Origin of the sequence: Thermogemmatispora aurantia (assembly GCF_008974285.1) — a bacterium.
GTDB lineage: Bacteria > Chloroflexota > Ktedonobacteria > Ktedonobacterales > Ktedonobacteraceae > Thermogemmatispora > Thermogemmatispora aurantia.
In genome coordinates this window covers 493,820-505,912 of the sequence record NZ_BKZV01000001.1, presented here as the reverse complement: position 1 = coordinate 505,912, position 12,093 = coordinate 493,820, and the positions used below count along the sequence as shown (strand labels likewise).

At 59.6% G+C, this 12,093-nt stretch carries 9 protein-coding genes and 1 tRNA gene; 7 read left to right on the top strand and 3 right to left on the bottom strand.

The genetic code is table 11. The annotated features are described in order from the left end of the window. The first annotated feature begins 37 nt into the window (after positions 1 to 37). The 3 genes from KTAU_RS01930 (at position 38) to KTAU_RS01920 (ending at position 4,285) form a co-directional block, all read left to right on the top strand. Positions 38 to 1,240 carry a tRNA-ribosyltransferase family protein gene (locus KTAU_RS01930; protein ID WP_228026281.1) on the top strand — a complete coding sequence of 401 codons (1,203 nt, stop codon included), beginning with the start codon at positions 38 to 40 and terminating at the stop codon, positions 1,238 to 1,240. Continuing rightward, positions 1,185 to 2,030 carry a class I SAM-dependent methyltransferase gene (locus tag KTAU_RS01925; protein ID WP_151726781.1) on the top strand — a complete coding sequence of 282 codons (846 nt, stop codon included), beginning with the start codon at positions 1,185 to 1,187 and terminating at the stop codon, positions 2,028 to 2,030. The genes KTAU_RS01930 and KTAU_RS01925 overlap by 56 nt, the downstream gene beginning before the upstream one ends. Before the next feature lie 86 nt (positions 2,031 to 2,116). Further along, entirely contained in the window at positions 2,117 to 4,285 is a 2,169-nt protein-coding gene (locus KTAU_RS01920) for a molybdopterin-containing oxidoreductase family protein (protein WP_151726780.1), read from the top strand. On the opposite strand, the gene KTAU_RS01915 is transcribed toward KTAU_RS01920, so the two are convergent. Then, positions 4,282 to 5,091 (bottom strand): TrmH family RNA methyltransferase, encoded by an 810-nt coding sequence (locus KTAU_RS01915; RefSeq protein WP_151726779.1) that lies wholly within the window; start codon positions 5,089 to 5,091, stop codon positions 4,282 to 4,284. The genes KTAU_RS01920 and KTAU_RS01915 overlap by 4 nt on opposite strands. A gap of 317 nt (positions 5,092 to 5,408) precedes the next feature. Between KTAU_RS01915 and KTAU_RS01910 the strand changes: the two genes are divergently transcribed. From KTAU_RS01910 to KTAU_RS01900, 3 genes are all read left to right on the top strand, one after another. Continuing rightward, entirely contained in the window at positions 5,409 to 7,397 is a 1,989-nt protein-coding gene (locus KTAU_RS01910) for an ATP-binding protein (RefSeq protein WP_170292992.1), read from the top strand. Between the two features lie 7 nt (positions 7,398 to 7,404). Then, entirely contained in the window at positions 7,405 to 8,265 is an 861-nt protein-coding gene (locus KTAU_RS01905; protein WP_151726777.1) for a CehA/McbA family metallohydrolase, read from the top strand. A 422-nt stretch (positions 8,266 to 8,687) separates the two neighbouring features. Continuing rightward, positions 8,688 to 9,038 carry a hypothetical protein gene (locus tag KTAU_RS01900; protein ID WP_112428097.1) on the top strand — a complete coding sequence of 117 codons (351 nt, stop codon included), beginning with the start codon at positions 8,688 to 8,690 and terminating at the stop codon, positions 9,036 to 9,038. A 240-nt stretch (positions 9,039 to 9,278) separates the two neighbouring features. Here the strand turns inward: KTAU_RS01900 and KTAU_RS01895 are convergent, their stop codons facing one another. Continuing rightward, the gene (locus KTAU_RS01895; protein ID WP_151726776.1) at positions 9,279 to 10,043 is read right to left on the bottom strand and encodes a PspA/IM30 family protein; all 765 of its coding nucleotides are present in this window, start codon (positions 10,041 to 10,043) and stop codon (positions 9,279 to 9,281) included. A gap of 288 nt (positions 10,044 to 10,331) precedes the next feature. Here KTAU_RS01895 and KTAU_RS01890 point away from each other — a divergent pair. Further along, positions 10,332 to 10,406: transfer RNA gene (locus KTAU_RS01890), tRNA-Gly, on the top strand. Between the two features lie 119 nt (positions 10,407 to 10,525). Here the strand turns inward: KTAU_RS01890 and KTAU_RS01885 are convergent. Continuing rightward, entirely contained in the window at positions 10,526 to 11,890 is a 1,365-nt protein-coding gene (locus KTAU_RS01885) for a spinster family MFS transporter (RefSeq protein WP_151726775.1), read from the bottom strand. Between the last annotated feature and the right edge of the window lie 203 nt (positions 11,891 to 12,093).

The window sequence follows — 12,093 nt, the reverse complement described above, 5'->3', positions numbered from 1 at the left end:
GCCCCCTATGGTATCGTACTGGCATTGAAGAATGACGGTGGCGAGCAGCAAGCACGTTGAGAGCGGCATAGTGATGATGAGTGTGGATAAGCGTGGAGCGCTGGCGCTCCCACATGGGGCAGTTTCGCTGCCAGCCTTTTTGCCCGACGCGACGCATGGAGTAGTGCGGGCGGTTGACAGCCTTGATCTGGAGCAGTGCGGAGTCCAGGCGCTCGTCATGAATACCTTCCATCTGATGCAACGCCCTGGGTCCTCTGCGGTGGAGGCCATCGGTGGGTTACATGCGCTCAGTGGCTGGCGGCGCCCGATTGTGACCGATTCGGGCGGCTTTCAAGCCTATTCACTGATTCGCCAGAATGCTCGCTATGGCCATTTGACAGAGAAGGGACTGGCCTTTCAGCCAGAAGGAGCAACACGGCGTTTCTTGCTCACGCCTGAGAAGAGTATCCAATTGCAGGTGAGCAGCTACGCCAGCGATGTCGTGATCTGCCTGGACGATTGTACGCATGCTGATGAGCCGCCCTCGCGGCAGCGCGAGTCGGTCGAGCGGACGATTGCCTGGGCACGACGCGGCAAGGCTGAGTTTGTGCGCCTGGTGGAACAGAAGAAGCTGCCGCCCGAGCGGCGTCCGCTGCTGTTTGCGGTCGTGCAGGGCGGTGGCGATTTCGCGCTGCGCCGCGCCTGTGCGGAGGCGTTGCTGGAGATTGGCTTTGATGGCTTTGGTTTCGGCGGCTGGCCGCTGGATAGCGAGGGCCAGCTGCTGAGCGAGATTGTGGCCTGGACGCGCGAGCTGATTCCGGCGCGCTTTCCACTGCATGGACTGGGAATCGGCCATCCCCTGAATGTGGTGGCCTGTGCACGCATGGGATATGATCTCTTCGACAGTGCGATGCCAACGCGTGACGCGCGCCATGCACGGCTGTACTGCTTTACAGAGGACCCTACCACGAGTAGCCTCGACTCCGATGGGACCTGGTTTAGCTATATGTACCTCAGCGATGAGCGCCTGCGCCGTGAGCGGCGACCGGTCTCTGCGTTCTGTGACTGTCTCTGCTGTTCACGCTACAGTCTGGCCTATCTGCATCATCTCTTTAAGGTCAACGATGCCCTCTTCCTGCGCCTGGCAACGATCCATAATCTGCGCTTTATGATGCAGTTGATGCAGCGCCTGGGAATGCTGTTGCATGGTGAGCGAGTGGCAGAGCAACAAGAGCAGCGAGCGGCTCAGCCAGCTGGTTGAGGCGGTGCGGGTGAGCCGCAAGTATCGCTCACTGTACACGGGAACAATCGCCGCTGTGGGCGCTCGTGAGCTAGCCCGGCATGTTGATCTGGAGGAGGCGATCAAGGCCACCAAGCGTCGGTTGCATCAGATTGCGGGCATGTATCTGGCAGGCCCAGCTCCATATGAGCGCTGGCTGGCGGAGCTTCGCCAGGCGCGCGCGCGCGGCGATGAGGAAGGACTGCGCACCATCTGCCGTCGCGCGATGGCCTGGCATGCCTCGACTCGCGAACGGCTCACTATGCTCACCACTTTTTACGATCGCTTGCTGGCCGATCTGCCCTCTGTGAGGCGTGTGCTGGATGTCGCCTGTGGTTTCCATCCATTGGCTTTGCCCTGGATGCCTTTCTTCCAAGCCAGCCGGAGTGCCTGCTTCTACTATGCCTGTGACATCTATGAGGATCTGGCAACCTTTCTGCAGGCTGTTTTAGAGATCCTGGGGGTTCCGGGTGAGGCCGCAGTCTGCGATATCGTGCAAGCCCCGCCGGATCTGACGGTCGATCTCGCCTTTGTCTTGAAAGTCTTGCCGTGCCTGGAGCATATTGAGCCGGAGGCTGGGAGGCACCTCCTGCAGGCCATCCGCGCGCGCTACTTGCTGGTCTCCTTCCCCGGGCAGAGCCTGGGTGGTGGAAAGCGAGGGATGGCGGCTTACTATGAGGCGCGCTTTCGCGCCCTGGTTGCTGATTGTGGCTGGCGGCTCGAACGTTTCTCTTTTCCAGGGGAGCTGGTTTTTCGCATCGAGAAAGAGTAAGCCGGCACTAGCCCTGTACGCCTTACCCGGCGAGCAAGGGAGGGGCAAGCCGGCGTTTTCTTCACTGGTAGAGGAGCTTGTTCCAGATGATCATATCTTCTTCTGATGAGGAAAAGCAGGCGACCTCAGCCGCTGTCCGTCTGGTCTACGGCGCCTGTCCTCATGACTGTCCTGATGGATGTGCTTTAGAGACCCTGGTCGACGAGCAAGGAAGGGTGCTGAGTCTCCGCGGGCGGGCCAATCACCCGATTACTCGTGGCTGGCTCTGTGCCAAAGTAAACCGCTATCTGGAGCGTGTCTATCACCCCGAGCGCCTGCTGTATCCCCAGCGTCGTAAGGGACCCAAGGGCAGCGGCTCCTTCGCGCGTATCAGCTGGGAGGAGGCTTTTGCTGAGATCAGCGAGCGCTGGCAACGTATTATCACTGAGCACGGTGCCCAGTGCATCTTGCCGTACAGCTACGCTGGTACGCTGGGATTGGTCAACGGGGCGGTGGCCGACTCGCGCTTCTGGAATCGCCTTGGGGCCTCACGGCTCAAGCGGGCCATCTGCGGTTATGCTGCCGAGGAGGCGGTGCGTCTCACTCTTGGCTGGCGTCTGGCTCCTTCTCCAGAGATGTTGCTGCAGAGCCGGCTGGTCCTCATTTGGGGCAGCAATCCGGCGAGTACTGCCCCGCACATCATGCCTTTCCTGCGTCAGGCGCAGCGCCAGGGGACACGGGTAATCGTCATTGATCCCGTGCGCACGCTGACGGCGCGTTCTGCCGATCTGCATCTCCAGCCGTATCCTGGTACCGATGCAGCTCTGGCTCTGGCCATGATGCACGTCATTGTGAGCCGTGGCCTGCATAATCAGACCTGGATCGAGACCCATACTGTCGGCTGGGAGCAGCTACGTGAGCGCATCATGCGTTATCCGCCTGAGCGAGCGGCGGCGATCACCGGTCTGTCGGTTGAGACCATCACCGAGCTAGCTGTGGCCTATGCTACTACCACGCCTGCCATGCTGCGTGTGACCGACGGCATCAATCGTCACACGAATGGGGGGCAGACGGTTCGCGCGCTGCTCTGTCTTCCCGCCCTGACCGGCCAGTATGGGCTGGCTGGCGGAGGAGTCATGTACAGTACCAGTGACTGGCTGCAGTGGGATGCTGAAGCAGTCAAACACGAGCACGATCCGGCCTGTCCGCCGGCCCCGCGTGTCCTCAACATGAATCGGCTGGGGGCCTTGCTCACCGGTGAGGCTGATCCACCCATCTATGCCCTCTATGTCTACAACGCCAACCCGGTGGCCTCCGCTCCCAACGCTGGTAAGATTGTCGAGGGCCTCCAGCGTGATGACCTCTTTGTCGTGGTTCACGACCTGTTTGAAACCGATACGGCGCGCTACGCCGACATCTTGTTGCCAGCGACCAGCCAGCTTGAGCAGACCGATCTCCACAAAGCCTATGGCCATCTCGCGCTTCAATACAATGCCCAGGCCATTGCGCCGCTGGGAGAGGCGCGGAGCAACTGGGATGTCATGCGTGGGCTGGCGCAGGCGATGGGCTTTACAGAATCCTGGCTGCAAGAAGACGCTGAAGCTGTCATTCGGGGAGTGCTGGAAGCCACGGCGGCGCGCTCTCCGCTACTGAAGGACATCATTCTGGAGCGCCTCCAGCGAGAAGGGTGGGTAGCGCTGGCCATCCCCGAAGAGCGGCGTATTCCCTTCGCCGATGGACGCTTTGGCACTCCTTCCGGCAAAGTCGAGTTTTACTCGCAGCAAGCGGCAGACCTGGGCTATGATCCCTTGCCCGATTGGGTGCCCGACGTCGAATCGCCGTTTACTGCTGACTCAAACGGCCAGCGTGAGCGCCTCGTGCTGGTCTCGCCGGGAGCACATCACTTCATCAGCTCCAGTTTCGGCAACGTGGCCACTTTACGACGTAAAGAAGGCCGCCCCAGCGTGCGTCTGCATCCTGACGAGGCCCGAGCGCGTGGCATTCGAGATGGGCAGCTTGTGCGCCTCTCGAACGAACGTGGGAGCTGCCTGGTCTTTGCCGAGGTAAGCGATGAGGTACGTCCTGGCGTACTGGCGGCCAGCTCCGTCTGGTGGCCGCGCTTCAGTCCCGATGGACGCAATATCAACTGGCTAACCTCCGATCGTCTGGCAGACTTCAATGGCGGCAGCACCTTCCACACTACGCTCGTTACTATCGAGCCGGTCGCCGAAGCGCCTCAGTCTTGCGGCGAGCCGGAGAAGGCCGTCAGGAGCTAACTGAAGTTGTGTGAGGAACGGCACTGATAGAAGACCTCATAGAGCACCAGGGCCGTGGCGACCGCCAGGTTGAGCGAATCGCTGCGGCCCGTCATGGCGATGCTGACCATGACGTCGCAGCTAGCCTGCTCAGAGGGAGAGAGACCTTCGCGCTCGCTACCCATTAGCAGGACCAGGGGCAGCGGATAGCGTAGGGAGCGATAGTCAGTTGCAGCCGCCCCGGAGGTACCGACCACTGTGCAGCCTGTTTGCTCCTTCCAACGCCAGAACTCTGCCAAACTGGCGCGAATAATACCCTGAGCAAAGAGGGCGCCCATGCTGGCGCGGACGGCATTCGGGTCGTGGGGGTCGGCGCAGTGATCGAGCAGCATCACCCCTCGGGCACCAGCTGCGTCAGCGGTGCGCAAGATTGTCCCGATGTTGCCTGGGTCCTGGGCGGCGTGCAGCGCTACCCAGTAGTCGCCAGGAGCTGGACGTAGCTCCTCCAGGCGCTGCCAGCGCTGACGGACGACAGCAGCCAGACCCTGGGGACCCTCCTTCTGCGAGAGGCTGCTGAAAACGGCCTCGCTCACCTCCAGTACGGGGATAGCTGCCGCCTGAGCCTGAGCCACCAGGGAACGGGCAAAGTCACTACGCAGTAGGGAGGGCGCCACTACCAGCGTCTCAACAGGAGCCTCCATCTGGAGCGCCTCCGCCACAAGGCGAATGCCTTCGATGAAGAAGCGGCCACTGCGCTCGCGCTCATGGCGCTGACGCAGGGCACGGATCGCTTTAATGCGTGGATTAGCGGGACTGGCAATCTGCATAAACGAGTCTCGGCCAAGAGAAAAAGAAAAAGCTCTCCTTCTTGGGTCTTGAAGCCTTCCTTCACGGCTGCCTGACGGCTGGTGTTATCATCCTGGTCCCTGCCTATCATACTGTCTCTCGGCCAGAAAGGCAAGCCCGTCCCGCCAAGCCTCTCTCGATCGGCCAGAGGAGCCGTTGCCGCCGGAGGCGGCGGTAGCAAACGGCCTCTGGAGCGAGCTGAGTCCTGTATTTGTAAGAAGCTGCTGAGACTGTGCTATAATGAGCTTGACTCGCGGGTCTCATCTCGTCTTCAGGCATGAAGAGGGGAATGCATCGTGTGAAACAGCGATCAACCAGGCAGCAGGAGAGCAGCTTAGAGCAACAGCAGCGGGAGCTGCTCCGTCATATTATTGATATTGGTGCCTCATTACGCCTGGGAATGGATACCGATACGCTGCTCCAGCGCGTATCGGAAGCTGCCTGTAAGGCGCTGCGTTTTCGCTATTCGGCGCTCTATCTCAACAACGGGGCCGGTTTTTTTGAAGCGAGAGCCTCGGCTGGCCTCTCGCCGGAGCAGCATCGCTACCTGATCGAGCACCCGTTGCCCGAAGAGGCGCTCAACAAGCTGATCTGCGAGCGCTATCGCATCGGTAACTCCTACTTTATTCCCAAAGGCGACCCCATTTGGCGCGACGCGACTCTCGCTAGCTTCTTCATCATTGTTGATGATCGCGTTGAGGCTGTGCCCCTGGATTCCACCCCGCTAAGCGAGCCGGATCTTGGCCCTGAGTGGCAGCTTGAGGACTTGCTGATTGTGCCTCTGCGCGGCGCCGATAACTCTCTTCTGGGCTTTCTTACTCCCGATTCCCCCCTCAACGGTCTGCGCCCGACACTGGAGATTCTGGAGCTATTCGAATTGTTTGCCAACCAGGCAGCGATTGTCATCGAAGGCACGAGGCTTTACGAAGAGCTGAAGCGGCACAGTGAAGAGCGGGCGGCTCTCGTGAAGATCGGGAGAGCGCTCTCGGCCCCAGAAGATCCCGGGGACTTGCAGAGCATCTACCAGACCATCTATGAGCAAGTAGCGCCCATGATGCCCGTCGATGCCTTTTATATTGCCCGCTATGTGCGCGATACCGAGGGCGAGAAGCTGGTGATGGAGTTCTTAATCGATGACGGGGTCAGGTATCCGGCGGTCGAGTTTGGTCTCATTCTGCCGCAGACGCATGATATCCTCTTTCACGAGCCAGTTGGCCGACTCATAACGACCAGTCATGAATTTCTCGAATTTGCCGGCCTCACAGCGAGTGGCGAGGGGGCGAATCTGCTTGGCAACAACCGACCGGCGGAATCGATACTGTTTGTACCGCTGCGCTATGGAGAAAAAGTCCTGGGGCTTCTCTCTGTGCAGTCCTATCGCCCTCATGCCTACACCCGCAGGCATCTGGAGCTGCTGAAAGAGATTGGCATTCAGGCGGCCATAGCCATGAACAACGCGCAGCTCTATACGGAATTGCGTGAAGCTCTCAAGCAAGCGCAGGAATCCGAGCGCCTCAAGAATCACTTCCTGATGACTGCCTCACACGAGCTGCGCACGCCGCTGACGGCCATCCAGGGTTATCTAGAACTCCTCGGAGACTTTGGGGAGTCCCTGGATGAAGAGGCCAAAGCGCGTTTCGTCAACAATGCGCGCCGGGCTTGTGAAGAGCTAGTCCTGCTGCTTGGCAATGTGATGGATGCCAGCCGCATTGACCAGGATCGTGTCATGCTCAAGATGGAGCCAGTGCAGGTTGTTCGTCCTGTCATGCTGATCCTGGAGATTCTGGAGCCGATCCTGGTGCGTGAGGAGCGGAGCATGTACATTGAAGTACCCGAGGATCTCCAGGTGTGGGCTGATGATCTGCGGCTGCGTCAAATCCTCCTCAACATCGTTGGTAATGCGCTCAAATATACGCCGGTGGGGTCGCCCGTTGCCATTCATGCGCGGCGTCTGAGCTGGGAAGAACTCTCTGGCCTCCTCTCTTTGGCAGGGCAGCGCTGTCCGGCCAGGCCGCCGTCGGACGCTTTTGCGTTGATTGCGGTGCGTGACTGGGGACCAGGGATCTCGCGAGCAGATCAGGCGCGTCTCTTTACCAGGTTTATGCGCCTACCCAACGCTCTCAACAGTATGCAGCGCGGTGCAGGGTTAGGGCTATATCTCTGTCGTCAGCTGACCGAAGCGATGGGAGGCTCGATCTGGATGGAGAGCGAGGGGATCGCGGGCGAAGGCTCGACCTTCTACATCGCGCTGCCGCTCTATTCTGAGGAAGAGTGTAACAAGGAGTGAGTTGTAGGTGACGAAGGAACTCTCTTTTGCGACAGCCTCTGATCATCAGACGAGCCCAGCCGGCACCATGACTTTAATGACTGCTGCTGGATATAGTCGTGCCGATATTCATATGCATACGAACCTTGGTGACGGTTGGGCCAGTCCGGCCCAGGTCATCAAGGAGGCGCGGCGTCGTGGTCTGCGTCTCATCGCCATTACCGATCACGATCATCTGGAGGGAGCCTGGCGCGTGGCCGAGTTACTTGCCAGGGAGCAGGCTCTCGGTTCAGACGGAGACGCCCAGGAGGCAGCGACGCCTCTGGAGCTGGTAATCGGGGTTGAGGTTACCACGCGTGACGGCCATCTTCTCGGCCTCTTTGTGGATAAGCCTCCTCGTGCCCAGCGACCAGCGGAGGAGGCCATTGATGAAATCAAGGCCCAGGGAGGGCTGGTCGTCGTGCCCCACCCTTTCGGGCGCCTGGTACCTAGCCTGAGTCGGGCCAGGATCGAAGAATTGCTCAGCAAAGGCTACTGTATCGATGCCCTGGAAATGTACAATCCCTCGCCAGCCAATGCCTCGCAACGCCATATGGTGCGCCTGGCTAACCAGGAGTGGCAGCTGGCCGAGGTGGGTGGCAGCGATGCCCATTTCTGGCAGCACATCGGCGTAGCCTATACCCTCTTTCCCGGGCAGAGCGCGGAGGAACTGCGTCAAGCTATTCTCCTACGGCGGGCTACGCCTGGCGGTCAGGAGGTACCGACGCCGCGCTTGCCACTGGGGGTCTATGTGGCTCAGTGTGCCTGGAGCTGGCTGGTTGATCCCCCACGGCGCGCCTGGCGGGCGCGTCGCAATCACCAGAATCATCGTGGTGTAGTGGTACGGTAAAGATAAGTAGCTGAGGAGTGATCGATGAATGGGCTGGTGAGCTGCTTCCAGATGGACCTCGCAGGCCTGCTTCCAGCCCACGCACTCGAGCGGCTCGCCGTCGCGCCGCTCAAGACGCTCAAGGAAGAGCGTTCAGCGCCCATCTTCTTCCTCCTTCCTCGCACCTCGTCTCTGCTCTTTTTGCGGGTGTGTCGCGTAACCCCCCGAGTGACCTGCTCTTGGGGCCTCAACTTGTCGCTGGCCCTCAGCGGGCGGCATCCCGTCCGGCTGGTAGACCAGGTGGTAGTAGGGAGGGAGAGGCGGCAGCCGCTCCTCTCTCCTCTGGGAAAGATGAATGACCCCTCAATCTGTTCAAGTAACATATAATAGAGGGTGATGAACGGCAAGCGGTAGCCGCTACCCTAGAAAGAGAGTAGGCATTCATGAACTTATACGAACAATTGCAGGTCATTCATGAGCGCCTGAACAACATCGGGGCCCATGAAGACAGCATTGCCCTGGTAGAAAAACTGCTCAAGCGAGCCGAACCCACCAGGTATGACCGGACCCAGATCTCGCAGATGCAGGTCTTAAGACACATGCTGCGCATGCCTGATGTCATCGATAATTACGATATCTATAACGATCTGCAGGAGCTAATGGGCGAGCACTCCGAAGTCGATCTGATGGCTCGTGAGGAAGCGGCGCCACCGGCGTATGAGGATACAACGCGCCGGCCCAAGCCACGCTCCTACTATAAGGCACGCAAGGCCAAGGAGAAGAAAAGCAGCTAAATCTAAGCAATAGTTGCCTCTTCCCTTGGCCGTTTCTCTTCTGGAATGAAGAGCGCGACGGCGGCCAGTCGGCAGTGCAATGAGGCCGGGCGGACCACAGCGAAGAGGAAACGAAGGCCAGGACCTCGGAAGTTGAGGAGGCAGGGCAGGTTCCCCCCAAAGCGCGAGGAGGGTCGGGTCCTGGTTACCTGCGCTGCGACCTACAGTGCTGAGCAGCAGGCTGGGACCTGCCGAGGACACTTACGTTTCCGCTGGAGGGAGATGGCCTTGCCCCTCCGAGGTTGGCCTGTCTAACAAGAGCCGCTGCTTAAGAAGCTGGAGTTGTTGCTCTATTTGCTCGTCCTGATCAAGGCGTGCCAGCTCACGATCGAGGGAATCGCCGCCAGCGGTTAGAAGCGGAGGAGAGAGGGGGCTGTCCAGCGTGCCCTGTTCGAGGAGAGAGTGCAAAGCGCTGGCGCGGGCCTCCGCGGTCAAGATCTTCTCCTGGGCGCGCTCCAGAGCGAGACGCATTTCCGTCATCTCCGTGCTCAGTCCTGCGAGGGCCTCCTCGATACGGGCCTGGGCCTGAGCGGCGCTATAGCGGGCCTTCAAGACCTCCTTCTGCGAGCGAAACGCCTCGACCCGCATTCTCAATTGCTGCTCCAGCTCAATTAACTGCTCCTTTTGCGCGCGCACCTGCCCAAGCTGTTGCTCGTAGCTATTGAGCTGATCAAGCAACAGCTCGCGACGCTGCAAGATCAAACGTGCCAGATCCTCACGATTAGTACGAAGTGCATAAAAAGCCTGCTGCTCATAGCGCTCGGTCTGGCGCTGCAGCTCTGCTTGTTGAAGCTCCAGGCGTCTCTCGCTGGTAGCCACGTCGGCGACGGCGCGGCGAAGCTGTTGAAGCTGCTCCACTTGTTTCTGATAGGAATAATCGAGCACCTGCACCGGGTCCTCCGCTCGCTCAAGGGCGGCCTTGCTGCGGATGCGCAGCAGTAAAGCCAGACGTGAAAGCAAGCCCATGACTGCCTCCTCTCGTGCTGCTTCCTGTAAGGAAGTCCCTGGTGACCGTGCGCTTACTAACCTCTCGTTCGCGCTATTACTGATGGCCTTGCGCCCTACGCGGTGTTACTTCTCTTGCCTGCCGGGCGGTGCTGCGCCGCTGGACGTCAAAGCTATTGCCATCGCCATGATATCACAAACGAAGCTGCTGCTTCCCGGCAACCTGGGGCGAAATGACAGTATATGCCCCCTTGCCCTCTTGACATTTGCGGGAGTGGGGGCTATAATAAATGCCGTCAAGAGTGAAAGGCGGGCTTGGTGTAGCGGTAACATGCAACTTTCCCAAAGTTGAGATCACGGGTTCAAATCCCGTAGCCCGCTCCAGGTTTCTGAGAACGCCCCGCATTGCGGGGCGTTCCTTTTTCTGCTTTCTGCCCCCTGCCCGTTCTCCTCAGTGACCGATTCCTGTTCCTTCTCCCCGCCACTCCCGGAGTGAGCGGTCCTTACCTGGTCTCCGCTCCCAGTGGGCGGCGCTCCTCCAGAGCGTGCTGCATCTGCTGCATATCGCGGGCTACCGTTCGCAGGCCCAGGAGGCAGATCAAGCCGGCCAGGAGCAGAGCGCTGGGGGCGGTACTGAGCAGAGCAAGGTGGAGAGAGCTGTGTTCCTTCAGCAAGCCGATCAGAGCAGGAGCTGAGGCATCTCCAAGCAGATGGGCGAGCAGCAGAGCGAGACCCAGAGCTGTGGCGCGTACTTCTGGTAGCACTACGTCCTGTATTACAGCATTCAATGGGCCAGTACAGAAGTTGAGAGCTACGCCGGCTACAAAGAGTATTGTCATAAAGAGGAGCAGCTGGTGAAAGAGGAGGGCTAACAGGGCTAGAGGAGCGCCGATCAAGAAGCCCAGCGTAGCCACCAGCAAACGGCCCTGCGCGAAGCGGCGCTGGGCGCGATCTGCCAGCAGGCCGCCGAGCACGGTACCAATCAGACCGCTCCCAACCAAGAGGGCACCCGCCAGCAGCCCGGCCTGGCTCAGAGTGAGGTGGAAATCCAGAAAGAGGTAAGTTGGCAGCCAGGCTGAAGTTCCCCCGATGGTAAAGAAGCTGCAGATGAGGGCGCCCAGGAGCACCCAATAGGTAGGAATACGCAAAATGGCTCGGGCCTGGCGCCAGAAATCGCCGCTCAGACTGGCATGGCCCTCAGTCACTAACGCGGACGAAGAAGCTTCAGATTGTCCCTGAGTCTCATCCTCCTCAAACGAGCCACGCGCAGGCTCATAAAGGCGCCAGGCCAGAAAAGCCACCACCAGCCCTGGCAGCCCAACTACATAGAAAGCCCAGCGCCAGCCGAGTGTGTCGGCGATCAAGCCGCCGATCACAAAGCCCAATGCCGAGCCGATCAGGGTTGCTGCCGCCCAGTAGGAAAGCACACGCCCACGCTGAGCACGTGGGAAATAGTCACCCAGCAGCGAGAGCGAAGCGGGCGCATAGCCAGCCTCACCGATACCGAGCACCGAGCGCGTGATGAAGAGCTGGACGAAATTTCGGGTCAATCCAGTAATAGCAGTGGCGAGGCTCCAGATGCCGACACAGAGACTGACGATGTTCTTGCGTAGCGTGCGGTCGGCCCAGATCCCCAACGGCAAGGTGGTCAGTCCGTAGACGAGCAAGAAGGCTGAATTCAGAAGGCCGGCCTCGAAATCGCTGATCTGCAGATCGTGCTGGACGCGGGGGAGAATCGCCGGTAGAATATAGCGATCGGCGTAGTTAAGCATATTAACCATTAACAAAACAGCCAGAGCAAAGCGTGCCTCGGCGCGTGTAGGCCGTCGTAGGCGTTGACCTCTAGAGGCCGGGGTGACGGCGGTCATGTATCAGTGAACTCCTTTCTTTCTCTTCAGAGCGGAATTGTCAAAGTATTGGATGCCTGGTCGATCGCAGTAATAGCTTAGCAAGACAGCGAGCAGTCAGGTCCGACAAAAAGACAAAAAAGAAAGAAAGAAAGAAGAACGAAGCAGGCAGGAGGACCTCACTACTGCGTGGTGTCCGGGCCGCTGGTGTTCAAACCGCTGGG